Here is a 25,971-nt window from a genome sequence, read left to right on the forward strand (position 1 = left end):
CCTATTTAGGACCTGATGCCCGCAAGTGCCATAGCGGCATCGATCGTCTCACAGGCGGCGGCATCCGGCTGGGTGATCGGCAGGCGCACGTCCGGCTGGCACAGGCCGAGGCGCGACAGGGCATATTTCGCCGGGCCCGGAGAAGGCGCGCAGAACAAGGCCTTGTGCAGTGCAATGAGTTTGAGTTCGATGGCCCGCGCGCCTGCCAGGTCACCCGCATGAAAGGCCGCATGCATCGCAGCGCACATGTCCGGCACCACATTCGCGGTCACCGAGATGCACCCGGCGCCGCCCATCGCCAGGTGGCCCAGCGCATTGGGATCCTCGCCCGACAATTGAACGAACTGCGCATCGCCGACCAGCGCGGCGTGCTGGCTGACCCGGGCGACGTCACCGGAGGCATCCTTGATCCCGACGATGTTCGGCAACTGGGCGAGGCGCGCCACGGTTTCCGGCAAAAGGTCGACAATCGTGCGGCCCGGTACATTATAGAGCAGGACCGGCAGGGCCACGGCATCATTGATGGCCCGGAAATGGGCCTCCAGCCCAGCCTGGTTCGGCTTGTTGTAATAGGGACAGACAACCAGCGCGGCATCCGCGCCGACCGTCTTTGCGTGCTGCACAAGGTCGATCGCCTCGTCGGTGGCGTTGGACCCGGCGCCCGCAATCACCGGCACGCGGCCTGCAGCAACTTCTACACAAAGCGTCACGACCGCCTTGTGCTCTTCGGTGGTCAGGGTCGAGGTTTCGCCCGTCGTGCCCACGGGCACAACTGCGCTCGACCCGCCTGCGATCTGGCGCTCGACAAGCGCGGCAAAGGCCTCGCGGTCAACGGCACCGTTCTTGAAAGGTGTGACGAGTGCTGGGATTGAACCGTGAAACATCGTATTCTTGCCGCGATTAGGGTGTTGGTGGGAATTGTGTCGTATTATTTAACAATGCCTTCTCATGCTTTGGCGTAGAAATAAACTCCGATGACCCATCCCATTATACGTCCCCTCACAGTTTCGCTCCTGCTCGGTGCCGCCGCCCTGAGCGCGTCGGCATCTGCCTTGCCGGATGCGCCGAGCCTGAAGCCGAAACGCGTCTATGCGTCCCAGACGACAGATGCCGGAAACGCCGAAATCCTGCACAAGGCTCTCGCTGCCGCAGGCCGCTATGACTGGAACGAAGTTGCCAGCCTGCAGCGCCAGGCCAGCGACCCCGCCGTGCGCAACCTGATCATGTGGGTCCGCGCCAGCGAAGGCGTACCGGGCATGGGCTTTGACGAGGTCGCCAGCGCGATCGAAACCCTGCCGACCTGGCCGAAGACCGACCGGATGCGCAAACGCGCCGAGGACATCATCGACCTCTCCTCGCTCAGCCATGGCGAACGCATCCTCTGGCTGGAAAAGTCCGGCCCGCAGACCGGCGCCGGCAAGATCGCCCTCGCCCGCAGCTACAAGGCCGTTGGCCAGCCTGCCAAGGCCGAGGCCCTCGTCCATGATGCCTGGCGCAATAATTCCATGGACCGCGACCTGGAACGCATTGTGCTGGCAACCTATGGCGGCTTCCTGACCGAGGCCGACCATCGCGCCCGTATCGAATTCCTGCTCTGGACCAACCAGCGCTCTGCCGCGTCGAACCTCAAGACACTTGTCAGTTCCGACTATCGCAAACTGGTCGATGCCCGAATTGCACTTGCCAGCCGCGGACGCAATGTCGACCGGCTGGTCGACGCGGTTCCAGCCTCGCTGCAGAACAATCCCGGCCTGCTGTATGATCGCGCCCGCTGGCGCCGGACACACGGCAACCAGGATGGCGCGACTCCGCTCCTCGTCGGTATCGACGCCAATGACGTGCCCGAAGCCGGGCGCTCCAGGCTGTGGGATGAGCGCAATGTCGCCATGCGGACAGACCTGAAGGACGGCAACTGGTCGCGCGCCTACCAGCTCACCGCCCCGCACGGCATGACCGAAGGGTCTGACTTTGCCGACGCGGAATGGACCGCCGGCTGGATTGCCCTGCGCCTGAACAATAATCCGGAACGCAGCCTGAAACACTTCAAGGACATGACGGCCAGTGTCTCGACTCCGATCAGCGTCGCGCGCGGCGAATACTGGGCCGGTCGCGCTGAAGACCAGCTGGGCGAAAAGGATGCAGCGCTCGAATCCTATGGCGCAGCCGCCAAGCAGAAATTCACCTATTACGGACAGCTGGCCGCCGAGCGCCTCAATGACCGCAAGATATCGTTTGCGGCCTCGTCCGAGCCGACACCGGAAGACATTGCCGCGTTCAACGCCCGTCCCATGGTCAAGGCGCTGAGCCTGCTGGGTGAGGCGGGCGAGACGCGCATGTTCCGCGAATTCGCCTATCACCTCGATGACCAGCTCGAGAAAGAGGCCGAATTCATCCTGCTGGCCCGCATGGCCGCTGAATACCAGGTGCCCGACATTGGCGTGCGCGGCGCCAAGGCGGGCCTCGCCAAGGGCATTGTCGCCACCGATGCGGCCTACCCGGTCGTCTCCTATCCCATGCTGCGCGAACCCCGCGTGGAGAAGCCGCTGATGCTGGCGCTCTCGCGGCAGGAAAGCGAGATGAACCCGAACGCCGTCAGCCATGTCGGCGCGCGCGGCCTGATGCAGTTCATGCCGGCCACCGCGAAGAATGAAGCCCGGCTGCGCGGCCTGCCCTACCGCACCTCGTGGCTCACTGACGATCCCGGCTACAACATGACGCTCGGCGGCCAGCATCTCGACACGCTGCTCTCGCAGTTCCGTGGCAGCTATATCATGACGGCGGCCGCCTATAATGCCGGCCCCAGCCGCCCCAGGCAGTGGATCCAGGATTATGGCGACCCGCGCACCGGGCAGGTCGATCCGGTCGACTGGGTGGAATTCATCCCGTTCTCGGAAACGCGCAACTATGTCCAGCGCGTGCTCGAAAACACGCAGGTCTACCGCCAGCGCCTCGCCGGAACGCCAGTCGACATCGAACTCTCCGAAGACCTGGAACGCGGGCGCGACTGATCGCCATCATCGCTCCGGCCACTTGGCAGGGCGCTAAACTCCGCTAGGGTCGCGCCTGAATGATTTCAGGAGTTACCGTGATGTTCCGCCCCGCCGCATTGACCGCCGTCGCCCTCGTTCTTGTCGCCTGTGGAGGCCCGGGCAAGGACAAGGCCGCCGATACGGGCGCTGATGGCCCCACCCTGCTGACGCCGTCGTCCAGCCAGTCGGGCACGGCAGCCACCGCCGCCAGCGTCTCGACCGATCCCCTGCCGTCAGCCGACCCTGCCCTCGTCGCCTTCTACAAGCGCCTTCACGAAGCGCCTGAACTCTCGTTCGAGGAATCGAAAACCTCGGCGATCCTTGCGGGCGAGCTGCAAACGCTGGGCTTTGAAGTGACCACCGGACTCGGCCAGGACTGGGTCGTCGAGAAATCGATGAAAGATAATGGCGAAGTCGTCGACGGCGTCGGCGGCTACGGCGTCGTTGGCGTGTTCCGCAATGGCAACGGGCCAACCATCCTGATCCGCACCGACATGGACGCCCTTCCCGTGCCGGAACAGACCGGCTTGCCCTTCGCCTCGAAGGTCACGGCGACGACCTGGACCGGTGTCGAGAGCAGCGTCATGCATGCCTGCGGCCATGACGTGCACATGACCAGCTGGGTCGGCACGGCCCGCGAACTGATCGCCCGGAAGAACAAGTGGAAAGGCACGCTGGTGATGATTGCCCAGCCCGCCGAAGAGATCGGCCTCGGCGCCGAAGCCATGCTGGCCGATGGCCTGTTCACGCGCTTCCCCAAGCCTGACTACAATCTCGCCCTTCACGTATCCGCTGGCGCTCCCGCCGGCACGATCAACTATTCCAAGGGCTTTGCCCTCGCCAATGTCGACAGCGTCGATATCAAGGTCAAAGGCGTTGGCGGCCACGGCGCCTATCCGCATACGACCAAGGACCCGATCCTTGTCGCCTCGCACATCGTGGTGGCCCTGCAGAGCCTGGTCTCGCGCAATACCGACCCGCAGGATAGCGCTGTCGTCACGGTCGGATCGTTCAAGGCCGGCGCCAAGCACAATATCATCCCGGACGAAGCGACGCTGCTGATCACGGTGCGCTCGTATGACGACAAGACACGGGCAATGCTGCTCGACGGAATCACGCGCATCGCCAAGGCCGAGGCCATGGCGTTCGGCGCACCCGAACCGGAGGTCAGCATCGAGAGCGACTACACGCCCGCCACCTACAATGACCCTGACACCACGGCGCGCACGATGAAGGCCATCGGCAAGTCCATCGGAGCCGCCAATGTGAAGGAGATGAAACCCGTCATGGGCGGCGAGGATTTCAGCCAGTACGGTCGCACCGCAGAGAAAATCCCGAGCGTCATCTTCTGGGTCGGCGCCGTGGAACCCGCCAAATATGCCGCGGCCCAGAATGGCGGCCCTGCGCTGCCATCGCTCCACTCCTCCGGCTTTGCCCCCGACTATGACCCCACCATCGCCACCGGCGTCGAAGCCATGACCGCCGCAGCGATGGAACTCTTCAAGGACTGACGCGACCTGCCCATGCAGGCCATTTTTCAACTTCCCAAAGAAGTTAACAAATGGTTAAGTTCCTGCCGGATATGGAGCAGGGACGCGCATGGCGACCATATTGAACATGGAGTGGAAGCCGGGCTGGCCCGAATGGCGCTGGCTGGATAAGTCCGATGCATGGCTGGTCGTCTGGGCGCTTGTCATGTTCGCTGCAGGCGCCGCCGCCGTCGCAGCGACGGACCTGGAAAACCCCGACGCGGTGACAGGCTGGACAGCTTGGGGCCTGATCATTGCCTTGCCACTGCTCGCCTATGCGAGTCTCGGCATCTTCTTGGTCCGCAAGCAATGGGGGCTGGTAGCCAAGGACGATACGCCTGGTACCGAAGAGCGTCCGGCCTTTCACGCAGCCTTTCTCCTGCTCTTCCTCCTCCTGTCCCTGCTGGCATGGATCGCATTCGGGCCGAATGTGCCCTTTGCAGCTTGGCCCTGGCAGGTGGATCTATCCGATCTGGTCCAGCGAGGCATCTATCTCGGCGCAGTCGCGATCGCCTTCACGCCGCTGCTTGTCGGGTTCCACCATGTCGCCTCCGAGGCCGGCGGCAATGGGCACCATAATTATCTGAAGCATCCTGAAGGTCCCGTTGGCTGGCCCGCGCTGCTCAGCGGCATTGCCCTGATTGCAGCGATGGGCACCGGCGCGTGGGCGGCCGGCGAGCGGGTATTCTCGATGGAGCAGAATTTCGGTCTCGTCACCATGGCGCTCGTCGTGATGGGCTTTCTCGCTTTCATCTTCCTGCCCCATCTTTCCAGTCTCATTGGCGAGCGCGACGACACAGAACAGCCCCAGGCCGCCAGCGCGGGTTTTTCGGGTCACCCCGGATATATCGTCAGCGGGCTCGACGCGGCCATGGTCCGTCTCCTGGCACCCCTTTCCGGAGCGACACAGGGCGGGTGGATGGTGCCGCAACTCATTCTCGTCCTGGTCATGCTGCCATTGTCGGCCATGGGCTATGCCCTGCCCCATCCCTGGGGCCTTGCTCCGATCGGAATTGCGAGCCTGATCATTTTCGGTCTCGGTCGCCGGTGGGCGTGGGTGGAGGATGACCGCGAAAAATCACTGCGGATCCAGACCACGCGACCAGACCAGTTTCGCATCGGTTTTGCCAATGACCTGCGCGACGAAGCCCTAATGGGCTATGCGTGGCTGTTCATCCTGGTGCCACTCGCGCTTCGCCAAATTCAGATGCATTTCGATCTGTTCGAGCCTGTCGACCCCATGATACTGACCGGCGCGGCCCAGTCGACTGGGCTCGTCGAATGGCTGAAATTCTTTGGCACCGAACTCGCCAAGGGCGTTCCAATCGTGGATTGGGTCGACATCTACGACGTGACCCAACAGGAACCCTTCGTGCCAAAGGGCGCCGCAGCCCGGCACATCGTCTTCATTTCCCGCTTGCTCGTCGATGTCGTGATCCTTGCGGCCCTGCTGCAGGCCTTTGGCATCATGCAGCGGAACAAGGCCCAGGAGCGCCTGTTCGAGGCCGGGCAATTGGATTTTTTCGATCCGTTTCTGGAGCGCCGTATTTTCAGGCAGGCCTACAGGGGGACTGATCCGCAATATCCTATCCAGGCAAAGGTATCCGACAAATTCGCAAAGCGCATTGCTGCACACGTCGAGAAGAGCACAGCCCAATTTCGAGGAGGGGTTCCATACAGCCTCCAAAGATTGAATGAACTCATTTCGAGCAAGTCCGAACACGAGCGCAAGGTCGCAAACTGGATCGTGGGCAAATACGACCTTCTCGTCGGTCCGGTGGAAGACCGCATGCAGCAACTCGATCAAAGGTGGAGGGAGTTGCGGGACACTCCGGAAGCAGCGGAATATTGGGATGAGAACCCCCAATGGCGAAACAAGCAGCGAATGGATTTCGAGCGCATACTGAACGATGCGCGTTTTGAACGTACGGATTATTGGCGCGAACAGCGTTCCAAAACGCTGTCAGCGCTGCTGAGGCACGTGCATGGTCAGCCAGATTTCATCGAAGCCCGGAAAGCGGCCTATGCAATCCTCGGAACGTCTCCATCGCTGCATGCCGTCCGTGCATTGTCTGCGCGAGTGGTTCCTGCCGAAGCAGCATCGGGCCTGCCTCTGATGACTGAGGAAGCTGTGGATGCCTGGTCGTTCCAGGCAGAACCAAAAGATGCAGAACGCGCACTTGCGCTCGATGCCATCGGCGAGATCGTGGATCTGATCAGCAAGAACACATTGACCAGCAAGCGGACGACCAAGGAGTTCATCACGTCAGTTTGCGATCATGTTCTCAGCACACCGGGAAAGATGAGTCAGGCTGCAGCCCGGCGAGTGCTTGAAAAGCTGCAGGCCATCAAGCGAGATAATTAGCCGACGCTTGCCAACCTGCCTCCTCGGCGCTAAACCCCTTTTGCTCATAGTGCGTATAACTATCGCAGAAGCATTGCACATGAGCCCTGAATTCCGGACGTTTGAAGGTTTAGCCCTTGAAACGGACAGTCTCAGGCCTACATTATACTCATATCGAGCATAAGTCGCTCGATACAAGGAGGAACCCATGGCCCGTCTGATCAATTCCACACTCGGCTGCCCCACCCCGACGCCCCTGCGCGGCGCAACTTCCGCCAGCGCGCGCGGCCTGTCCTATGACGCCGCCGTAAAGGCGGAAACAGACGACCTCTACCCGCTCGTTGCCGATTTCATCACGCCCATGGAGTGGCCCGCCGTGGCCCCTCTGGTCGCTGCGATCAACCGGCTGAAGAAAGAGAAGAACGCGGTCATCCTCGCCCATAATTACATGACTCCGGACATTTTCAGCCTCGTCGGCGATTTTCGCGGCGACAGCCTTCAGCTTGCCCGTGAAGCCTCCGCCGTGGACGCCGACATCATCGTCCAGGCGGGCGTGCATTTCATGGCCGAAACCTCGAAAATCCTTGCACCCGAGAAGACCGTGCTGATCCCGGACCTGCGGGCCGGCTGCTCGCTGGCCGCGTCGATCACCGGCGCCGACGTGCGCCTGATCAAGGAAAAATACCCGGATTATCCGATCGTCACCTATGTGAACTGTACCGCCGATGTGAAAGCCGAGTGCCACATTACCTGTACCAGTTCCAATGCATCACAAGTTGTCGAGCACATCGCCAGCGAATGGAACTCCGACACGGTCATCATGGTGCCAGACCAGTATCTCGCGAAGAACGTCGCCGCCCAGACCGATATCCGCATCATCACATGGCCCGGCGCCTGCGAAGTGCACGAGCTGTTCTCGGCCGATGACGTCCACCAGCTGCGTGAGGCCCATCCGGGCGTCGTCGTGCTCGCCCACCCGGAATGCCCGCCCGACGTGCTCGAAGCGGCTGACTTTGCCGGTTCGACTTCGGCGCTCGCCAACTATGTTTCGGAAAACAGCCCGAACAAGGTCGTCCTGCTGACAGAGTGCTCGATGAGCGACAATGTTGCGGCAGTGAACCCGGACGTGAACTTCATTCGTCCGTGCAACCTCTGCCCGCACATGAAGCGCATCACGCTGGAAAACATCTATGACTGCCTTCTCACCGGCAAATACGAGGTCAAGATTCCGGAAGATGTGCGCCTGCGTGCGAAGGATGCGCTGGATGCGATGATGGCGCTGCCAAAATTGGCGCGCCCGCTGGCATTCAAGACCGGCCTGAAGCCACTCGAGCTTGAAATGGTTGAATGAGACAGCCTGGCAGTTGTGCGCGCGCGCACGCTGGGCTTAAGTTCGCAACGGGCGCGGCGGCGCAGAGGAGACAATGATGTTCCGGGCAAGGATCCGACTGGCGGCCATGGCTGCGCTTGTTCTTCTCGCCTGTGCTCCGGCCAGTGCCGGCAACCAGGACGCCGATGCGTCGGATGTCCTGGGCACATGGAATTTCCAGACCCGACCTTATCGCAATGGCGAATGCCTGATGACAGGCACAATGAACCTCTCCCCCCATCCCGAGCCCGGCCAGTATGTGTGCGAACTCACCGCCGTCGAGGTCTGTTCGCTCTGGGGTCGCTCCGTCGTGCGCCAGTCCTGCCAGGCCCGCCGGTTCGGAGACCAGGTCTCGATCCGTTCGCAGATCGAAGAAATGCTCGAATCCAAGGTCGAAGGCCTGGTCTACATGCCTGACAATTTCACACTGACGATCGAATCAGCTGACCGCATGTTCGGCGCCCTCGTATCGGCAGTCACCGCGCCGGCCGAGTTCCGCCGCGCCAATGACGGGATATCCTGAATCAGTGACCAGTGGGGGCAATCAAACCATCGCCGCATCCGGCGCGGCTGACAGCGATGTGCTTATTGTCGGTGCGGGCCTTGCGGGCCTGTTCCTCGCGCTGGAACTTGCTCCGCGCGCCTGTGTGGTCATTTCACCGGCTCCGCTCGGACAGGCCGCCTCATCCGCCTGGGCGCAGGGCGGCCTCGCCGCCGCCCTCGATCCGCTGGACAGTGCAGACCAGCATGCCATCGATACGATCAATGCAGGCTCCGGACTTGTCGATCCGGTCGTGGCCCGCCTCATCGCAGAGGAAGGCCCGGCCCGTGTCCGCGACCTGATCACGCTCGGCGTCCCGTTTGACCGCACGCCAGATGGCGCGCTCGCCCTCTCTCTCGAGGCGGCCCATTCCCGGCCGCGCGTGGCGCGTGTGGCGGGCGACCTTGCCGGCAAGGCCATCATGGACGCGCTCGTCGCTGCCGTAGCGGCCTCAACCCATATTACCGTGATCGAAGGCGTGCGGGCCGTTGGCCTCCTCCAGGATGCCAATCACCGAGTCGCCGGCGTCGTGCTGCGCGACAGTTCGGGCAACCTGACGACACAGACAGCGCGCCAGACCGTGCTTTGCACCGGCGGCACAGGCGGCCTGTTCCAGGTTACGACCAATCCGCGCGAAGCGCGCGGCGACGCCATTGCCATGGCGTATGAGGCAGGGGCCCTGATCGCTGACGTCGAATTCGTCCAGTTCCACCCGACCGCCATCGACATCGGCCGCGATCCTGCCCCGCTGGCCACCGAAGCCCTGCGCGGTGAAGGGGCGACCCTGCGCAATCGCGACGGCAAGCGCTTCATGGCGAACTACCATACGCTGGAAGAGCTCGCGCCACGTGACGAGGTTGCCCGCGCCATCCATTCAGAACGCGCCTCCGGGCGCGGAGCCTTTCTCGACTGCCGCTCAGCCGTGGGCAGTCATTTCCCCGAACATTTCCCGACCGTCTTCTCGGCCTGCAAGAGCGCGGGTATCGATCCGCGTTTCGAGATGATCCCGATCGCGCCCGCCGCGCATTATCACATGGGCGGTATCGTGGCAGACTTCTGGGGCCGCTCGACACTCAATGGCCTGTCAGTCTGCGGAGAATGTACGGCCACTGGCGCACATGGCGCCAACCGTCTCGCCTCCAATTCCCTGCTTGAAGCAGTCGTCTTCTCGCACCGCATCGCCCAACACCTGCGCAGCGCCGAACTTGATGCCCCCGGCGCGTCCACCGCGCACGTACCGGCCTCGCTGCCCCACGACGCGCTGCAGGTCCTGCGCGGCGAGATGTCATCCAGGTGCGGTGTCGTCCGGAATGCATCCGGCCTGAACGACCTGATTGAAACGATCGAAACCCTCAAAGCCACCCATGGAGCCGCCCGCCCACTGGTCACAGCCGGCCTGATGGCGACAGCGGCCCTCGCCCGCAAGGAAAGCCGCGGCGGACACTACCGAAGTGATTTTCCCGAAACCGGCGAACCGGAACGCTCGTTCCTCCTGCGCGATTTCACAGACCCAGCCGAAAAGGTTGCCCAGACATGAGCCCCGTGCCCCCGCCACTGCCCACCATCATCCTTGATCCGATTGTGCGCCTCGCGCTTGCCGAAGATCTCGGCCGGGCCGGTGACCTGACCACTGACGCCACGATTTCGCCGGAGACGAAGATGAGCGTCGTGATCGCCGCGCGCCAACCCGGCGTCATCGCCGGGCTTGATGCTGCCGCCCATGCCCTGTTTCTCATTGACCCGGCCATGACGCTGACCATCGAAAAGCCTGACGGCAGCGCCATCGTCCCGGGCGACGTGATTGGCCGCCTCGACGGCACCGCCCGCTCGATCCTGACAGCCGAGCGCACCATGCTGAACTTCATTGGCCGGCTGTCAGGCGTCGCCACGCTGACACGCACCTTTGTCGAAGCCGTTGCCCATACTGACACCAGGATTGTCTGCACGCGGAAAACAACCCCCGGCCACCGCGCCCTCGAAAAGCGCGCCGTACGCTGTGGCGGAGGCACCGCCCACCGCTACGGCCTCGATGATGCGATCCTGATCAAGGACAACCATATCGCCGCGTGCGGCTCGGTCGCCGAAGCCATGACCCGCGCCAAGGCCTATGCCGGCCATCTCCGGATGATCGAGATCGAGGTCGACACACTCGAACAGTTGGAAGAAGCGCTGAAGTTTACGCCGCACGCAATCCTGCTCGACAATATGGACACCGATACGCTGCGCCGCGCCGTTAAGATCATTGATGGACGCGTTACAGCTGAAGCGTCAGGGGGCGTGAATCTCTCGACAGTCGCGGCCATTGCCGAAACCGGTGTCGATTTTATCTCGGTCGGGGCCCTCACCCATTCGGCGCCAAACCTTGACGTGGGGCTGGATGTCGTCTGACACTGCGGGGAAGCAAGACTTACCTTGCAAGAAGGACAGCGCATGACCCGATCGGGCGGACGCAAGAGCATATTCATTACCGGCGCGGCCTCCGGCATTGGCGCCGAAACGGCCCGGTATTTTTCCAAGCGCGGCTGGTATTGCGGACTCTATGATGTGAACTCGGCCAGCCTGGCCCAGGTCGCAGACGAGATCGGTACCGAGAACTGCCATGTCGCCACGCTCGACGTCCGCAACCGCCCTGACTGGACTGCCGCCGTGCGCGGATTCGGTGAAGCGACCGAAGGCGCCATGAACGTGCTGTTCAACAATGCCGGTGTCGGGCGCCATGGCTGGTTCGAGGAAGTGGCTCCTGAAGACAATGACTGGGTGATCGACGTCAACCTGAAAGGCGTCGTCAATGGCGTGCAGGCCTGCCTGCCCCTGCTCAAAGCGACACCCGGCGCGCGCATCGTCAACACGGCCTCCACCGCCGGGATAGTCGGTTCGCCGCAACTGGCCGTGTATTCCGCTACCAAGTTCGCTGTGCGCGGCCTCACCGAAGCGCTCGATGCCGAATTCCGTGATCTCGACATCCGCGTCACCAGCCTGATGCCCTGGTTCGTCGATACGCCGATCCTCGACATGGGCGCCGCTGAAGGCGCAAATGTCAAAATGTCGGACCAGCTGCGGGAAAGCGGCATGAACATCTATCCGGTGTCGATGGCGGCCGAGCGCGCCTGGGACGCCGCGCATGGCAAGGACGTCCACTACATGGTCGGCAAGGATGCCGAGCGCGCCCGCTTCATGACCCGCTGGCTGCCCGGCGCCATCCGCAAACGCGTCAAGTCGCAGGTTCCCCCGCGCTCCTAGTCCCGCTTGCGCGCCACCGACAGTCCGTCATGGCCCTTTCGGCCGACTTGCTGAAGGATGATGGACTCGAAGTCCGGATGCCCCGCCAGGACGCGATTGAATTCCGCCGCGCCGCGCGCCATCGGATCCCCATCTGGCGGATCGATGACAGCGCCCTTGCGAATGACGTTGTCGGCCAGCAGCATGCCCCCCGGTCGCAGCAGGCGCGCTGCGTGGTCCAGGTAGGCCGGATAGTCGTCCTTGTTGGCGTCGAGGAACACGAGATCGAACGGACCATCCAGGCGCGCCAGGCTTTCCAGCGCCGGCCCCTCCATGACGGTGCAAACACCGTCCAGCCCTGCATCGCGAAATGTCTCGCGCGCGAAAGCGGCATGGGCGGCATCCAGTTCGAGTGTGGTCATCGTGCCGCCATCAGGCAGGGCCCGAGCCATCCATACGGTCGAATACCCGCCGAGCGTCCCGATCTCGAGCATGCGGGCAGACCCGGCCAGCCTGGCCAGCAGGTAGAGGAACTTGCCCTGCCCGGCTGAGACTTCGATCTCGGGTAGTCCAGCTTCACGGGCACGATGACGAATGGATTCAAGAACAGCCTCTTCAGATGCAAAAAGACCGTCGATGTAGGCATCGACGGTCTCGAATATCTTTCCTTCCGACATGACGCCTAGCGCATGACGCTCTGGTCGATGTCATTGCTTGCCACTTCAATGCCCGTTTGCTGGGCCATGTAGGCAGCAACCTTTTCGGCATTGCTGGGCGTGTTCAGCTGCGGCTCTTCATAGTCGACCGTATGGATCGTCGTCAGGCGCGGCGCACCGTTCGTGATCGTGCGGTCCGATGTCGTCACCGTGGCCGGTGCAATCGTCGGTGCCTCGACCAGCTGAATGTAGGAGGTCTCTGCGCCGTCAACCGGCGTGATCGTTTCTTCCGTTTCCAGAGACGCATAGCGGGCCTTGGCACGCTTGGTGGTAAAGTCCTGGCGCACGCTGGCCCATTCGGACCCACGCGGGAAACGATAGAAGATATGCATGCCGATCTTGTCGGTCTTGATCAGGCCGGCGCTCCAGATCGGGTCGACATAGGTGGCGTGATAGTGCGTGGCGCCGCCCGTATTGTCGTCGCTCAGGTTCATCAGAACGTGGGCAGCAATCGTCTTGGCGCGCTCCCAGTTGCGGCCCATTGGCGGCGTGTTCAATGCGCCGTCGCAGGTGAACGTGAACTGGCAACCGGTCGTGCGTGTCGCGCCCTGGAAGACCACGCCGCAGGCCGTGTCCGGATAGCGGTGGTCGGCCATGCGATTGGCGATGACTTCGGCAACGGCCATCTGGCCGTCGAGCGGTTCGTGTGCTGATTCGTAATACACGGCCTGCGCCATGCACTTCTGTTCCGCGCTGATCGTCTCGGCGCGCTTGATATGTTCAGGGCGGAAGCTGACCAGCGAATTGAGCGCCGCGCCGTCGCGGTCGCGCATCGCATAGCGGCTCATCGAAGACCCGGTATCGCGCTCCAGCGTATATTCAACGGTACGCATCCAGGGCGTATCGAGCAGCGATGGTGTGTAGGCTGCTGAACGGACGGTGACACCGCCATCTTCCATGCTGGCAAGCCGGACGGCCTGCTCACGAAAATCGGCGTCTGCACGCTTTTCTGCCTGGATCTGGCCGACCATGGGCAAGGTAACAGTCGCAGCCACGGCGCACACGGCAATCGTGGCGCCACGGACAAAGATATCTCGCTGTTCGTCGTCTGTCATTGTCATCCACCAACGCTTGAGCTTCTCTCGGAGCCCACTCATTGGCGACAGAGTCGCCCGTCGTGGTTTAAGAACCCTTAACAACATCACCGCTCCCCAATCCCCGGCAGACGATATAACTTCGTCATTATTGGCCCGGGCGTATTTGGTTTGACTACATTTGCAGGCTGCTTCAGCCCCGCTTCTAGGCGGGAAGTAGGCGGCCAATCCCCTTCCTAGCAAGAACTCGGCCACTTCTGTCAGTGACAATTCTGAGAGGAAAAAAGCCGCCGAATCGGCCGTTTTTTCGCACTGCAGCAATTGTCGCCTGCAATCGGTTGAATTTCATAAGAATTTACGACCCGCCCCGTCGGGACAGGCCAGTCGCGCTCCAACCACCTGTTGCAAAACTACCACACCGTTTTGCCATCGAAACGAGCGGTCAGCTGCCTATTTGGGCGATTCCTTGAGGGCCGCATGTGCCGCTGCGAGGCGCGCAATCGGCACCCGGTATGGCGAACAGGACACGTAATCGAGGCCTGAACGGTGGCAAAAGGCCACCGATGCCGGGTCGCCGCCATGCTCGCCGCAAATGCCCAGCTTGATGCCCGGACGGGTCTTGCGGCCGCGTTCAGCAGCGATTTTCACCAGTTCGCCAACACCCGCCTGGTCCAGCGTGACAAAGGGATCCTTCTCGTAAATGCCCTTGTCTTCATAGGCCTTGAGGAAGCGGCCTGCATCGTCGCGCGAGATGCCGAGCGTCGTCTGCGTCAGGTCATTGGTGCCGAAGGAGAAGAATTCCGCCGAATGAGCGATTTCGCCGGCCTGCAGCGCGGCGCGCGGCAATTCGATCATCGTACCGACCATATAATCCAGCGTCGTGCCCGTCTCCTTGAACACCGCCTTGGCCGCCGCATCGACAACCGCCTTCAGGATCGACAATTCCTTGTGCGTTGCAACCAGAGGGATCATCACTTCAGGCACCGGCTGGCGTCCCGTTTCCTTTGCGACATTGACTGCGGCCTCGAAAATCGCGCGCGCCTGCATCTCGTAGATTTCCGGATAGGTGATGCCGAGCCGGCAGCCGCGATGGCCCAGCATCGGATTGCTTTCGTGCAGCTCGCCTGCCCGGCGCTTCAGTTCGTCCACGGACACGCCGGAAGCCTTGGCCACCTCTTCCATGTCGGCATCATTGTGCGGCAGGAATTCATGCAGCGGTGGATCCAGCAGGCGGATCGTCACCGGCAGGTCGCCAAGGATACGGAACAATTCTTCAAAATCGCTGCGCTGCATCGGCAGCAGTTTGTCGAGCGAGGCGCGGCGGCCCTTCTCGTCATTGGCCAGGATCATCGCGCGCACTTCAGGAATACGCTCGGCATCGAAGAACATGTGCTCCGTGCGGCAGAGGCCAATGCCCTGCGCGCCAAACTCGACCGCCGTGCGCGCATCCAGCGCCGTCTCGGCATTCGCGCGCACCTTCAGTCTACGGACCTTGTCGGCCCAGCCCATGAGCGTGCCGAAATCGCCCGACAGGTCCGGCTGTGACATTTCAACCGCGCCCAGCATGACCTGGCCGGCCGCGCCGTCCACGGTGATGATTTCGCCCTTCTTTACTTCGCGGCCCAGGACGCGGAACACGCCTTTGGCCATATCGATCTGCAGGCCGCCGGCGCCGCAGACGCAAGGCCGGCCCATACCGCGCGCGACAACTGCCGCGTGGCTGGTCATGCCGCCGCGCGCCGTCACGATGGCGCGGGCCGCGTGCATGCCCTTGATGTCTTCCGGGCTGGTCTCGACACGGACAAGGATCACGTCCTCGCCCTTCTCGGCCAGCGCGAAGGCTTCCTCGCTGTCGAACACGACCTTGCCCACGGCAGCGCCGGGACTTGCCGGCAGTCCGGTCACGACCACATCGCGCTTGGCATTCTCGGCAATGGTCGGGTGCAGCAGCTGGTCGAGCTGTGACGGCTCCAGCCGCAATACGGCTTCCTCTTCCGTGATCAGGCCCTCGCGCGCCATGTCGACGGCAATCTTCAGCGCCGCCGCGGCGGTGCGCTTCCCGCTCCGGGTCTGCAGCATGTACAGTCGGTCATTCTCGACCGTGAACTCCAGGTCCTGCATGTCCTTGTAGTGGCGCTCCAGCGTGTTCGCCACGTCGCGCAACTGGGCATAGACAGGCGGCATCGCTTCTTCGAGCGGCGCGTCGGTCGACCCGAGCGTGTCGGCCCGCTCGCGCGAGATCGGCGCCGGTGTGCGGATGCCCGCCACCACGTCTTCGCCCTGCGCATTGATCAGGTATTCGCCATAGAAGATCGGCTCGCCATTCGACGGGTCGCGCGTGAAGGCCACGCCGGTCGCCGAGGTCTCGCCGAGGTTTCCGAATACCATGGACTGCACGGTCACAGCCGTGCCCCACTCGGCCGGGATGTCGTTCAGCTTGCGATAGGTGATCGCTCGGTCATTCATCCACGAGCCGAACACGGCCGAGATGGCGCCCCAGAGCTGTTTCTTCGGATCGTCCGGGAAGGGCTCGCCGAGCTCCTTCTCGACCGCTTCCTTGTAGGACACGATGATCGCCTTCCAGTCTTCGGCCTGCATCTCGGTATCGAGTTCAAAGCCCTGGCGTTCCTTGTAGTCGTCAAGGATGTACTCGAACGTGTCATGGCTGAGGCCCAGCACGACATTGGAATACATCTGGATGAAGCGGCGGTAGCTGTCATAGGCAAAGCGTTCGCCGGCCAGCGCCGCGAGGCCTTTCACCGAGGCCTCGTTCAGGCCGAGGTTCAGCACTGTGTCCATCATGCCCGGCATCGAGGCGCGCGCGCCCGAGCGCACGGAAACGAGCAGCGGGTTGTCCGGGTCGCCGAAGCCCTTGCCGGATTCCTTCTCGAGGGCGGCGAGGGCGGCGTCCACCTGCGGCGACAGTGTCGACGGGTATTCACGCTCCAGCTCGTAATAGGCGGTGCACACAGCCGTCGAGATCGTGAAGCCCGGCGGCACAGGCAGGCCGAGTTTCGCCATTTCGGCCAGATTCGCGCCCTTTCCGCCCAGCAGGTTCTTCATTGAGGCATCGCCGTCGGCCGTGCCGCCGCCAAACCCGTAAACCCACGTCTCGCTTGCGTGTTTCAAAGCCGGTTCACCCATGAATTTCACCCTTTAACGACATTGCGCGCAATTTGTTGCCGCAAAACCTGCAAATCCTATGCTGCATTGCAACGGGTATTGCCAGACCCGAGGCTGCGTGAAATCGCCCATTTGGCTAGTTTTTCGGGCCATGCACCGCCAGAGGCCTGCGCACGTTGCCGATTTGACACGCAATGGTAAATGCCAGCGTGTTCCGATCCGGAACAGGTGGTGGCGCTATCAGCCCTCGATCAGGGAGAAGTCGGCCACCTGGTGCAGCGTCGCGCGCACCTCGGTCAGCAGCGCGAGGCGATTCGCCCGCACCTTGGCGTCCTCATCGTTCACCATGACGCCTTCGAAGAAGGCATCGACAGGCGCGCGCAGCCTGGCCAGTTCGCCCATCACCCCGGCAAAGTCCTCGGCCTTCAGCGGCGCCGCAATGGCCTTGCGAACAGCGGTGAGCGCCGCATACAGCGCCTGCTCTTCCTTCGGGCCTTTCTTGATCAGCGCCGCATCGACGGTGAGGCCTTCCGGCAGCGCGCCCTTCTTCTCTTCGGCCTTCAAGATATTCGCCGCGCGCTTGTAGCCCGCCAGCAGCGTCGCCCCGTCTTCGGTATCGAGGAACGCGCCCAGCGCCTCGACCCGCCGCGTGATCAGCACGAGGTCATCCTCTCCCAGCGCAAACACCGCATCAATCAGGTCATGCCGCTGGCCCTGGTCGCGCAGGACCTGCTTCAAGCGGTCCGCGAAGAAGGAGAGAAGGTCTCTTTCGTGTGTCCGTCCGTCGCCAACCACTCCTCGACCATGTGCTATCATCGCGCCCGGATGGGCCGCTTTCTTGCGGGCGAGTGAGATACGATCAACGTCGTCTCGGAGCATATCGAAATGTGAGAACTGAATTGGCTGCAGCGGCAATCGAACCCCATTCTCCAACACAATCCGCACCACGCCCAGCGCCGCACGGCGCAACGCGAACGGGTCCTTCGATCCCGTCGGTTTCTCGTTGATCGCCCAGAAGCCGACCAGCGTATCCAGCTTGTCGGCCAGCGCCACGGCGATGCTGACCGGGTCTGCCGGCACCGCGTCAGACGGCCCCTGCGGCTTGTAATGGTCACGGATCGCATCTGCGACGGATGCAGGTTCACCAGCTTCCAGCGCATAATACCGCCCCATCACGCCCTGCAGTTCCGGGAACTCGCCGACCATTTCCGACACGAGGTCGGCCTTGGCGAGCCGCGCCGCGCGTTCGGCAAGGGCAGCATCCGCGCCCAGTGCGGGCGCCAGTTCGCGCGCCAGCGCCGCCACGCGCTCCACCTTGTCGCCAAGGCTGCCCAGCTCTTCCTTGAACGCAATCGTCGACAGCTTCTTGGCCATCTCGTCCAGCGGCGTGGCCTTGTCCTTCTCCCAGAAGAACCGGCCATCCTCCAGCCGCGCCGAGAGAACCCGTGCATTGCCCGCCGCAATCTGCTTACCACCATCAGACGCGTCGATATTGGCAACGACGACAAAATTCGGCGCCAGCTCTTCGGTGTTCGGGTCGCGTACCGCGAAATATTTCTGGTGCGTGCGCATCGACAGCTTGATCACTTCCGGTGGCAGTTCCAGGAAAGCCGGGTCCATCTGGCCGAGCACCACGACCGGCCATTCAGCCAGGCCCGTCACCTCTTCCAGAAGGCCAATGTCCTCGACCAGTTCCAGCCCCGCGGCCTCGCAGATCGCCGTGGCGCCCGCCTCGATCATCGCCCGGCGCGCCGCGCGCGTCAGCCGCACATGGCCCTTGCCTTCAAGTTGCTTTTCGTAATCGGCCCAGCCCGTCACCGTGAACGGCCCGCGCCCGTGCACCCGGTGGCCCTCGGTCTGGTTGCCGCTCGCCAGCCCATCGACCTCGAACGGCACGACCTTGCCATCCAGAACGCACAGGACGCGCTGCAGCGGGCGCACCCAGCGCAGCTCGCCGGTGCCCCAGCGCATGGACTTCGGCCAATGGAAGCTGCGGATAATGTCCGGCACGGCCTCGGCCACTACGTCCGCCGTCAGCCGGCCCGGCTTGTCCAGCATGGCGACATAGAAGTCGCCCTTCTTGGGGTCGGTGCGCACTTCGGCCTGATCGATGGAGGTGAGCCCCGCCCCTTTCAGGAAGCCCGCAATCGCCTGTTCCGGCGAGCCGACCTTCGGGCCCTTGCGCTCTTCGGCCACGTCCGCCGATTTCACCGGCAGGCCGGTCACGTTCACCGACAGGCGGCGCGGCCCGCTGGCCGTCTCCAGCACATCAAAGGCCAGCCCCGCCGCCTTCAGCGCATCGCCCAGCGCCTTGCCAAGGTCCGCCTCGGCCTTGGCCTGCATGCGCGCAGGGATTTCCTCGCAAAAGATCTCGAGCAGAAGGTCAGCCATAAGGGGTCCAGCCGTTTGGAATTAGGTCTGCACGGCATAGACGCGCCTGCGCCGGGGTCAAGACTTGCGCTCCATTCTGGCGGTGTCACGGGCGCGCAAAAAGCCCGCCATGCGGTGCGCCGCAGGGCGGGCTTTCACGAGCAGGACGTGTGTCGGCTTCAGCGACGCCGGTCGAACCGGTTCTCACGGCGGTCCCAGCGGTCTTCACGGCGATCCAGCCGGTCTTCGATCACGTCCCAACGGCCAAGATCAACCGCCTCGTCGCGCCGGTTTTCCCGTCGGTCGATCACGTCTTCGCGCCTGTCCAGCCGGTCTTCGATATGGTCGGCGCGCGATCCTTGTGCCCAGGCGCCATTGGCTTCGGCACGGGTCAGGCGATGATCCATGCGCCCTGCCCGTTCGGCAGGCCCGGCAAGGGCGGACGGGGCAATGATCGCACTCGCGATGAGGGCAGTGAAGGCGGCTTTCAGCATCTGTGTCTCCTGTTCCAGTTAAACCGGCGACAAGTCCCAGCCGGCATGTATGAAACGGGAAGGCTCGCGCAATCCGTCGCCGTGTTCGCAAAAAAATGCCTGTAACACCCTGTTTTTATTATGAATGAATGTTCAGGCTAGAGGCGACCATGGGTCCCGTCGCACAGCGGCGGCTTGCCCGTGCGCTTGCAGGCGCAGAAGAATGCCTTGCCGGTTTTGTCCGCTGTCCAGCCCTGCGGCTCGAACGCGGTGCCCTTGTGGCTGCCGTCGCAAAAGGGTTGTTTCTTCGACCGGCCGCAGGCGCACCACCAATAAGTCTTGCCCGCCTCCACCTCGACCGGGATCGGCTGTTTCCCGGCGATTTTGGGTGCCTTGTTCATCTGAATTCCTCCTCAGTGATTTTCACCACTATAGCGGAGATATGGTTCCGATGCGCTCATCCTCAGCGAAGTCGAGGGACGGGCTTTGAGCGTCAGGCGTCCGCCCGCGCCTCTTCCTGTTCGGCCCATTGGGCTGCGGCGCCGCGCGCCAGGTCGCGCACGCGGGCGATATAGGCCTGCCGCTCGGTCGGGCTGATCGCGCCGCGCGCGTCGATCAGGTTGAACGTGTGGCTGGCCTTCAGGGCATAGTCATAGGCAGGCAGCGGCTTGCCTGCATCGCGCAACGCGTTCGACTGGTTTTCGCAATCGGCGAACCAGCGTTTCAGCATCTCGACATCGGAATGCTCGAAATTGAAGGCCGACTGCTGCTTCTCGTTCTCGAGGAACACGTCGCCATAGGACAGCGGCACGGCCGAGTCCGGGGCGTTGAACGGCAGGTCGTAGACATTATCCACGCCGAACACATACATGGCGAGGCGTTCCAGCCCATAGGTCAATTCCCCTGACACGGGAAAAACGTCGAGCCCACCCACCTGCTGGAAATAGGTGTACTGGCTGACTTCCATCCCGTCGCACCAGACTTCCCAGCCAAGGCCCCACGCGCCAACGGTCGGGTTTTCCCAGTCGTCTTCCACGAAGCGGATGTCATGCACGGTCGGATCAATGCCGATCTTGTAGAGGCTTTCCAGGTAGAGGTCCTGCAAATTGGCCGGGTTGGGCTTCAGGATGACCTGGAACTGGTAGTAATGGCCGAGCCGGTTCGGGTTCTCGCCATAGCGCGCATCCTTCGGCCGCCGCGACGGCTGGACGTAAGCCGCCCGCCAGTTCTTCGGCCCGAGTGCGCGCAGCACCGTGCCCGGATGCAGCGTGCCGGCGCCGACTTCCATGTCGTAGGGCTGAAGGATTGCGCAGCCCTGCTCGGCCCAATAGGCCTGCAGGGTCAGGATCAGGTCCTGGAAGGATTTCGGTTTCGGCTGGGCTTTGGGCGCAGGCATGGGACATGTCCGGAAATTGGTGTTGGTCCGGAACTACAGGGCAGCGCTGCCCCGCGCAAGCATTAGAGCCCGTCAGAGTCCGGGTGGTCGGCCGTCCCGCTCCCGCGCCTTGTCAGGGCGCGATAAACGGCCGGGTGGCTGAGCAGGGCAATCACGATGCCGAAAATCGCAAAGCCGAAGATGAGGACATAAAAGAGAATGGACCAAGCCTTTCCTTAAGCGCGAAGTGTCCGCCTTCCGGAGCGACTGTGCAAGCCAATTCGCGCGGGCACCGTGCGGACCGGGCACCCCCTTGCCGGCCCCTTGCCACGCCCTCTCACCAGCCCACAGCTCCCCCGGCCGCCACCGCCTGGGCCACATCTGACGGACTCCCGTCTGCTGCATGCGTGTGCATCGGGGCAAGCAACCGGAGCGGCCCGCGCTTCAGCCCTTTCCGCCCCCTCACCAGCACCCTGCCCGCCTCGGCGCCCGGCTTCGCAGCCAGCGGCAGCACCGTGACCTCTCCGGTCTGCCTGTCCATCACTGACAGGATCCGCGCCAGCTCTGCTGCCCTGTGGATAAGCACGACCGGCGCGCGCGGCTTGGCGGCGAAGACCATCGCCTTCACCCAGCCGGAAACATCAAGCAATTCAATGTAGGCCGACGTCTTCCCCTCACCCGGCGGCGAGATTTTTCCCGGCGCGAAATACGGCGGATTGGCGAACACGAGATCGAACCGGTTCTCATGGGGTTTCACCCAGTCCGAAGCCTCGCCCGTCTCGATTGTGACGCGGTTTCCAAAGCCGTTCGCAGTCACACCCGCCCGCGCCAGCCCGGCCATCTCCGCGTCGATTTCCACACCCGCAAGCCGCATGCCCGGCATCCGGAACGCCGCCGGCAGCAAGGCCCCGCCGCACCCGCACCCCAGCTCCAGGGCCTCCCCGCCAGCCTTTTCTGCCAGCGCCCCCGCCAGCAGCAATAAGTCGGTTCCCGCCCGGAATCCCTTCAATGGCTGCACCAGTTTCACGCGGCCCTGGTAGACCGTATCCTCGGTGACCGCGATCACCCGCGTTCGACCTCTGCCAGGACACGTTCAGCCGCCTTGACGACGTCGCCGCGCACCATCACGCGCCTCGGAAAGGCGCCGATATTGCCTTCAACGGCCGAGATATGCTGGTCCGCCACGAAATAGGCGATGCCCGCTTCCTGCAGCAAATGCTCGATAAAGGACAGTTTCACCAGGTCATTGGTGCGGAAGACTTCCTCCATCAGGGCGCATTGCCCCGGAGATTGATGTCGACCGACATGGCGTCATACACCGACGGGCGATCCGGCTTGGGATTCTCGCCCGTCACGATGTCGATCACGGTCGTGACATTCCCCCCGCTGGATCCCACCGGGATGCCGATTCCCACGCCGACCCCGACGCTGCTGCGGCCACGCGACCCCGTTGCCCCGCCCACGCTGACAGAGGTGCGGCTGCCGGAGCCGTAACCCTCCTGATCGGTGTAGCCACCGGTGATTTCGAACCAGTCGCGCCCGTCCTGCAGCGTGATCTCAGCCGCGCGCAGCAGCGCCATGTCGTGCGAGCGACCCGCATCCCGGTCTGTATAGGACACGCGATAGCGCCCAGTTTCGATCTTCTGGGACGTGTATCCGGCAGATGTGCCGGATTTTGCGGGGCCGTAAGGCGTGTGAGTCGCACAGGCGGCGACAAGGAAGAGCGCAGAGACTGAGATGAGCGTTTTCATCCTGCCAATAAAGCCCAAAACGCGGCGCCGTTCCAGCTTTTCGGTCACCCGGCCTATGGCGCCTGTGCCACACCTGCTGCACATAACTGCGGCCCGGTGCCGCGTCGTGCTTTGTTGCCGCATCACATAAGCGTAGGTACAAGCGGACACTGATCCAACAGGAGTTGCTTCTTGACCCTCGCGCCGAGACCCAGATCCAAGGCGGCCATCGGTTCGATCGTCGAACGCATGCAAGCCCTCGTCGCTGCCGACCTTGCGGCCGTGGAAGTCCTGCTCGCCGAGCGGGCGGCCAGCCCTGTTGCCGTCATACCTGATCTTTCGGGCTATATCGTTTCGGCTGGCGGAAAGCGCCTGCGCCCGATGATCACGCTGATCTCGGCCCATGCTGTCGGCTCGGCAAATAAAGCCACCCACGCGCTCGCCGCCGCCGTCGAGTTCATCCACACGGCCACGCTGTTGCACGACGATGTCGTGGACGAAAGCGACCTGCGCCGGGGAAAGCCCGCTGCCAAGGCGATCTGGGGCAACAAGGCCTCGATCCTGGTCGGCGATTTCCTGTTCGCCCGCGCGTTCAACCTGCTCGTTGAAACCAACAGTCTCGAAATCCTGAACCGGCTGGCAACCGCATCGACAACGATTGCCGAAGGTGAAGTGCGCCAGCTCGCCGCCATGCAGGCTCGCGACCTGCCGACCGAAGACTATCTTGCCATTGTCGAGGCCAAGACCGGCGCCCTGTTCGAGGCTGCCGCCGAAACCGGGGCCATGTCGGGCGGCGGAGACCATGCTGCGGCGCTCGCGACCTATGGCAAGAATCTCGGCCTCGCCTTCCAGATCATCGACGACGTGCTGGACTATGGCGGCACGACCACTGTGATCGGCAAGTCGGTCGGCGACGATTTCCGCGAGTGCAAGATCACGCTTCCGGTGATTATCGCCCGGCGTCGCGGGTCCGACGAGGACCGGGCGTTCTGGGAGCGGGCCATGCATCCCGACACCCAGTCCGAGCAAGACCTCGCCCATGCCGTGCACTTGATCCGGGCAACCGGCGCCGCCGAGGCCACCGTGCAGGAAGCCGAAGCCTATGCCGCGCTCGCCAAGGGTGCGCTGCGCAATTTGCCGCCAAGCGACTACCGTGATGCGCTTGAGGACCTTGCGGATTTCTGCGTGGAGCGCGCCTACTAGCGTCCGTCTGCGGCGAGCTTCCTGCCAAGTGTGACGCGCTGCCATATCCACAAGCCGATGCCGAGTGCCAGCAGCGCGAAGATCACCTGAGCGCCCCAGAGCGGGCCGAGACCCAGCAGTCCCGCGCCACAGACGAGCGTCATGCCTGCCCAAAGCGCTGCGACACGGCTGTGCGGCCAGCCGGCCCGCAGGAACAATTGATAGGCATGGTCGCGGTGCGCGTCGAACAGGTGCCGGCCGGCCCGGGCGCGCCAGAGCAGGGTCATGAATACATCGACCAGGAAGGGCAGCGTCAGGATTACCGGCTCCCACACTGTGAGGCGGCAGGCGACGACCAGTCCCGCTGCGCCGAGCAGCGCGCCGACACCAAGCGACCCCGCATCCCCGGCATAGAGGCGGCCAGCCATGTTCCAGGCGAGGAAGCCGGATGTGGCCGCAGCCGCAATGGCGGTCGTATGGCTCATGGCCATTTCGACACCGGTGCCCGGATCCCGGATCGCCAGCCAGTACAACAGGATGGCGAAGGCAGCGAACATCAGCATCGCGCTGCCCATGGCCAGGCCATTCGAACCGTCCATGAAGTTGGTCGCATTGGCCATGACGAACAGCCAGAGGGCGACGCCTGCCACGGATATCCAGACCGGAAGGCCATAGCCTTCACCGGGGCCGAAAGGCAGGTGGAAATGTCCGAGTCGGGGCCCAAAATAGGCGGCGAGGAGTGAAACGAGTGCCAGAAGGACAAGTTTCAGTCTCGGGTTCAGCCCGGCGACATCATCGAAAAACCCTATGATTACAGATGCCAGAACAAACAAGGCCAGCGCCGGAAGGCCGTTCCCGGGCAAGTCCGGCAGGTCGCTCGTCAGGAACAGGCCGACGGCGAGCGCGGCGAAGATGGCAATACCGCCAGCCGTGGGTACGGGCGCCTTTTGCGTCTTGCGGCCACCGTCGGGCGCGTCTTTCACGCCAAAACGGATCACCAGGAAACACAACAGGATCGACAGGAATGGCAAGCCCAGAAGGACAGGCGTCATGACGGGTCTGTGCCTCCCAGCAACGTGGCGCGCACCCACCATTCGGGGTGCTGCGCGCTGAGCATGTCGGCAGATTCCTGCGCAGCTGCAAGGGTTGGGTAGAAGGCGAAGAAGGTGGCGCCAGAGCCGCTCATGCGGGTGAGGCATGGGGCGGGACAAGAGGGTGGCAAGGGGGTGGTTGGTCCGATCTCCGGGACAAGCGCCAGCGCCGGGGCCTCCAGGTCGTTTCGTTGCGCGGCGAGCCAGTCAAAGAGCGTGTCGAGATCGGGAAAGTCCGGCAAGGGCCCGAGCTCGGCAAAATCCTGTCCCCCGCCAGCTGCGTCGAACGCGGCGAAGACCGGGCCGGTCGGACAGGCGATGCCGGGATTGAACAGCACAGCCGGAAGCGGCGCCGGAAGTGTCACAGGCGCGACGCGTTCGCCTTCGCCGCGCATCAGGGCGGGCCGGCCGTCGAGCGCCACAGGCACATCGCCGCCCAGGGATGGCGCGATAGCGCGGGCATGGCGAGGGTTAATGTCCCAGAGCCGGGTCAGGAGGCGGAGAGCGGCAGCGGCGTCGGCGGACCCCCCGCCAATGCCCGCCGCAACAGGCAGGCGCTTTTCGAGATGGATCGCAGCGCCCTGGGTCACCCCTGCTTCGGCCCGCAGCTCGCGGGCCGCCCTGAGCACGAGGTTGTCAGCCCCTGCCCCGGCTTCGGCAGCTCCGGGACCGGCCACTGACAGGGTGAGTATGTCGGAGGGCTGGACCGTCAGCTGGTCGGCAGCTTCGGGGCCTGCAAAGACGACGAGAGAATCGAGGTCATGGCGCCCATTCGGCTTCAAGGGACCTACGTGCAGGAACAGGTTCACCTTGGCCGGGGCAAGCATGTGCAATGTGTCGGGCATG

Annotated in this window: 22 protein-coding genes; 9 read left to right on the top strand and 13 right to left on the bottom strand. The window is 63.3% G+C overall.

All coding sequences use genetic code 11. The annotated features are described in order from the left end of the window. Positions 1-5 precede the first annotated feature (5 nt). Positions 6-884: a 4-hydroxy-tetrahydrodipicolinate synthase gene (dapA, locus tag AC0L7I_RS00555; protein WP_473397582.1), complete on the bottom strand. Its 879-nt coding sequence runs from the start codon at positions 882-884 to the stop codon at positions 6-8. 90 nt (positions 885-974) lie between these two features. Here dapA and AC0L7I_RS00560 point away from each other — a divergent pair, with 90 nt between their 5' ends. From AC0L7I_RS00560 to AC0L7I_RS00595, 8 genes are all read left to right on the top strand, one after another. Continuing rightward, the gene (locus AC0L7I_RS00560; protein ID WP_473397583.1) at positions 975-3,008 is read left to right on the top strand and encodes a lytic transglycosylase domain-containing protein; all 2,034 of its coding nucleotides are present in this window, start codon (positions 975-977) and stop codon (positions 3,006-3,008) included. An 80-nt stretch (positions 3,009-3,088) separates the two neighbouring features. Beyond that, complete coding sequence (locus AC0L7I_RS00565) at positions 3,089-4,540, top strand: M20 metallopeptidase family protein (protein WP_473397584.1); 1,452 nt, start codon at positions 3,089-3,091, stop codon at positions 4,538-4,540. Positions 4,541-4,628: 88 nt separating this feature from the next. After that, positions 4,629-6,923 carry a hypothetical protein gene (locus AC0L7I_RS00570; RefSeq protein ID WP_473397585.1) on the top strand — a complete coding sequence of 765 codons (2,295 nt, stop codon included), beginning with the start codon at positions 4,629-4,631 and terminating at the stop codon, positions 6,921-6,923. 187 nt (positions 6,924-7,110) lie between these two features. Further along, positions 7,111-8,253 (top strand): quinolinate synthase NadA, encoded by a 1,143-nt coding sequence (gene nadA / locus AC0L7I_RS00575; RefSeq protein WP_473397586.1) that lies wholly within the window; start codon positions 7,111-7,113, stop codon positions 8,251-8,253. 106 nt (positions 8,254-8,359) lie between these two features. Then, on the top strand, positions 8,360-8,794 hold the full coding sequence (locus AC0L7I_RS00580; RefSeq protein WP_473397587.1) for a hypothetical protein: 435 nt from the start codon (positions 8,360-8,362) through the stop codon (positions 8,792-8,794). Further along, a complete protein-coding gene (locus AC0L7I_RS00585; protein ID WP_473397588.1) occupies positions 8,778-10,349 on the top strand; it encodes an L-aspartate oxidase in 1,572 nt (523 codons plus the stop codon). The genes AC0L7I_RS00580 and AC0L7I_RS00585 overlap by 17 nt, the downstream gene beginning before the upstream one ends. Further along, on the top strand, positions 10,346-11,200 hold the full coding sequence (gene nadC, locus AC0L7I_RS00590) for a carboxylating nicotinate-nucleotide diphosphorylase (protein ID WP_473397589.1): 855 nt from the start codon (positions 10,346-10,348) through the stop codon (positions 11,198-11,200). The genes AC0L7I_RS00585 and nadC overlap by 4 nt, the downstream gene beginning before the upstream one ends. 42 nt (positions 11,201-11,242) lie before the next feature. Then, positions 11,243-12,052, top strand: a complete 810-nt coding sequence (locus AC0L7I_RS00595; RefSeq protein WP_473397590.1) for an SDR family oxidoreductase — start codon at positions 11,243-11,245, stop codon at positions 12,050-12,052. Here the strand turns inward: AC0L7I_RS00595 and AC0L7I_RS00600 are convergent. The 10 genes from AC0L7I_RS00600 to AC0L7I_RS00645 all read right to left on the bottom strand — a co-directional run bounded on the left by AC0L7I_RS00600 (position 12,049) and on the right by AC0L7I_RS00645 (position 22,873). After that, complete coding sequence (locus AC0L7I_RS00600; protein ID WP_473397591.1) at positions 12,049-12,708, bottom strand: O-methyltransferase; 660 nt, start codon at positions 12,706-12,708, stop codon at positions 12,049-12,051. The two genes, AC0L7I_RS00595 and AC0L7I_RS00600, sit on opposite strands and share 4 nt — an antisense overlap. A 5-nt stretch (positions 12,709-12,713) precedes the next feature. Then, entirely contained in the window at positions 12,714-13,808 is a 1,095-nt protein-coding gene (locus tag AC0L7I_RS00605; protein WP_473397592.1) for a cell wall hydrolase, read from the bottom strand. 423 nt (positions 13,809-14,231) lie between these two features. Continuing rightward, complete coding sequence (ppdK, locus tag AC0L7I_RS00610; RefSeq protein ID WP_473397593.1) at positions 14,232-16,925, bottom strand: pyruvate, phosphate dikinase; 2,694 nt, start codon at positions 16,923-16,925, stop codon at positions 14,232-14,234. Positions 16,926-17,144: 219 nt separating this feature from the next. Then, positions 17,145-19,295, bottom strand: coding sequence for a glycine--tRNA ligase subunit beta (gene glyS / locus AC0L7I_RS00615; protein WP_473397594.1), 2,151 nt, complete (start codon positions 19,293-19,295; stop codon positions 17,145-17,147). Positions 19,296-19,453: 158 nt separating this feature from the next. After that, positions 19,454-19,768: a hypothetical protein gene (locus AC0L7I_RS00620; protein ID WP_473397595.1), complete on the bottom strand. Its 315-nt coding sequence runs from the start codon at positions 19,766-19,768 to the stop codon at positions 19,454-19,456. A 137-nt stretch (positions 19,769-19,905) separates the two neighbouring features. Beyond that, positions 19,906-20,148: a CDGSH iron-sulfur domain-containing protein gene (locus AC0L7I_RS00625; protein ID WP_473397596.1), complete on the bottom strand. Its 243-nt coding sequence runs from the start codon at positions 20,146-20,148 to the stop codon at positions 19,906-19,908. A 92-nt stretch (positions 20,149-20,240) separates the two neighbouring features. Then, positions 20,241-21,143 carry a glycine--tRNA ligase subunit alpha gene (locus AC0L7I_RS00630; RefSeq protein WP_473397597.1) on the bottom strand — a complete coding sequence of 301 codons (903 nt, stop codon included), beginning with the start codon at positions 21,141-21,143 and terminating at the stop codon, positions 20,241-20,243. Between the two features lie 316 nt (positions 21,144-21,459). Beyond that, positions 21,460-22,188, bottom strand: coding sequence for a tRNA1(Val) (adenine(37)-N6)-methyltransferase (locus tag AC0L7I_RS00635; protein WP_473397598.1), 729 nt, complete (start codon positions 22,186-22,188; stop codon positions 21,460-21,462). Continuing rightward, entirely contained in the window at positions 22,185-22,391 is a 207-nt protein-coding gene (locus AC0L7I_RS00640; RefSeq protein ID WP_473397599.1) for a putative signal transducing protein, read from the bottom strand. Before AC0L7I_RS00640 ends, AC0L7I_RS00635 begins: the two co-directional genes overlap by 4 nt. After that, positions 22,391-22,873 (bottom strand): CC0125/CC1285 family lipoprotein, encoded by a 483-nt coding sequence (locus tag AC0L7I_RS00645; RefSeq protein ID WP_473397600.1) that lies wholly within the window; start codon positions 22,871-22,873, stop codon positions 22,391-22,393. Before AC0L7I_RS00645 ends, AC0L7I_RS00640 begins: the two co-directional genes overlap by 1 nt. 171 nt (positions 22,874-23,044) lie before the next feature. On the opposite strand from AC0L7I_RS00645, the gene AC0L7I_RS00650 reads away from it, so the two are divergent. Then, the gene (locus AC0L7I_RS00650) at positions 23,045-24,055 is read left to right on the top strand and encodes a polyprenyl synthetase family protein (protein WP_473397601.1); all 1,011 of its coding nucleotides are present in this window, start codon (positions 23,045-23,047) and stop codon (positions 24,053-24,055) included. Here the strand turns inward: AC0L7I_RS00650 and AC0L7I_RS00655 are convergent. Both AC0L7I_RS00655 and AC0L7I_RS00660 read right to left on the bottom strand, forming a co-directional pair. After that, the gene (locus AC0L7I_RS00655; protein ID WP_473397602.1) at positions 24,052-25,086 is read right to left on the bottom strand and encodes a glycosyltransferase family 4 protein; all 1,035 of its coding nucleotides are present in this window, start codon (positions 25,084-25,086) and stop codon (positions 24,052-24,054) included. The two genes, AC0L7I_RS00650 and AC0L7I_RS00655, sit on opposite strands and share 4 nt — an antisense overlap. Next, the gene (locus tag AC0L7I_RS00660) at positions 25,083-25,970 is read right to left on the bottom strand and encodes a 4-(cytidine 5'-diphospho)-2-C-methyl-D-erythritol kinase (protein ID WP_473397603.1); all 888 of its coding nucleotides are present in this window, start codon (positions 25,968-25,970) and stop codon (positions 25,083-25,085) included. The genes AC0L7I_RS00655 and AC0L7I_RS00660 overlap by 4 nt, the downstream gene beginning before the upstream one ends. Position 25,971 lies beyond the last annotated feature (1 nt).

Source organism: Hyphomonas sp. J20-32 (genome assembly GCF_055808555.1).

Bases quoted from the DNA above. Each gene is read 5' to 3' on its own strand.
- AC0L7I_RS00580 (WP_473397587.1), top strand. From the start codon at position 8,360: ATGGCTGCGCTTGTTCTTCTCGCCTGTGCTCCGGCCAGTGCCGGCAAC.
- AC0L7I_RS00600 (WP_473397591.1), bottom strand. From the start codon at position 12,708: ATGTCGGAAGGAAAGATATTCGAGACCGTCGATGCCTACATCGACGGT.
- AC0L7I_RS00605 (WP_473397592.1), bottom strand. From the start codon at position 13,808: ATGACAATGACAGACGACGAACAGCGAGATATCTTTGTCCGTGGCGCC.
- dapA (WP_473397582.1), bottom strand. From the start codon at position 884: ATGTTTCACGGTTCAATCCCAGCACTCGTCACACCTTTCAAGAACGGT.
- nadA (WP_473397586.1), top strand. From the start codon at position 7,111: ATGGCCCGTCTGATCAATTCCACACTCGGCTGCCCCACCCCGACGCCC.
- AC0L7I_RS00560 (WP_473397583.1), top strand. From the start codon at position 975: ATGACCCATCCCATTATACGTCCCCTCACAGTTTCGCTCCTGCTCGGT.
- AC0L7I_RS00655 (WP_473397602.1), bottom strand. From the start codon at position 25,086: ATGACGCCTGTCCTTCTGGGCTTGCCATTCCTGTCGATCCTGTTGTGT.
- AC0L7I_RS00595 (WP_473397590.1), top strand. From the start codon at position 11,243: ATGACCCGATCGGGCGGACGCAAGAGCATATTCATTACCGGCGCGGCC.
- glyS (WP_473397594.1), bottom strand. From the start codon at position 19,295: ATGGCTGACCTTCTGCTCGAGATCTTTTGCGAGGAAATCCCTGCGCGC.
- AC0L7I_RS00570 (WP_473397585.1), top strand. From the start codon at position 4,629: ATGGCGACCATATTGAACATGGAGTGGAAGCCGGGCTGGCCCGAATGG.
- ppdK (WP_473397593.1), bottom strand. From the start codon at position 16,925: ATGGGTGAACCGGCTTTGAAACACGCAAGCGAGACGTGGGTTTACGGG.
- AC0L7I_RS00585 (WP_473397588.1), top strand. From the start codon at position 8,778: ATGACGGGATATCCTGAATCAGTGACCAGTGGGGGCAATCAAACCATC.
- AC0L7I_RS00645 (WP_473397600.1), bottom strand. From the start codon at position 22,873: ATGAAAACGCTCATCTCAGTCTCTGCGCTCTTCCTTGTCGCCGCCTGT.
- AC0L7I_RS00660 (WP_473397603.1), bottom strand. From the start codon at position 25,970: ATGCCCGACACATTGCACATGCTTGCCCCGGCCAAGGTGAACCTGTTC.
- nadC (WP_473397589.1), top strand. From the start codon at position 10,346: ATGAGCCCCGTGCCCCCGCCACTGCCCACCATCATCCTTGATCCGATT.
- AC0L7I_RS00620 (WP_473397595.1), bottom strand. From the start codon at position 19,768: ATGCTGAAAGCCGCCTTCACTGCCCTCATCGCGAGTGCGATCATTGCC.
- AC0L7I_RS00640 (WP_473397599.1), bottom strand. From the start codon at position 22,391: ATGGAGGAAGTCTTCCGCACCAATGACCTGGTGAAACTGTCCTTTATC.
- AC0L7I_RS00630 (WP_473397597.1), bottom strand. From the start codon at position 21,143: ATGCCTGCGCCCAAAGCCCAGCCGAAACCGAAATCCTTCCAGGACCTG.
- AC0L7I_RS00625 (WP_473397596.1), bottom strand. From the start codon at position 20,148: ATGAACAAGGCACCCAAAATCGCCGGGAAACAGCCGATCCCGGTCGAG.
- AC0L7I_RS00565 (WP_473397584.1), top strand. From the start codon at position 3,089: ATGTTCCGCCCCGCCGCATTGACCGCCGTCGCCCTCGTTCTTGTCGCC.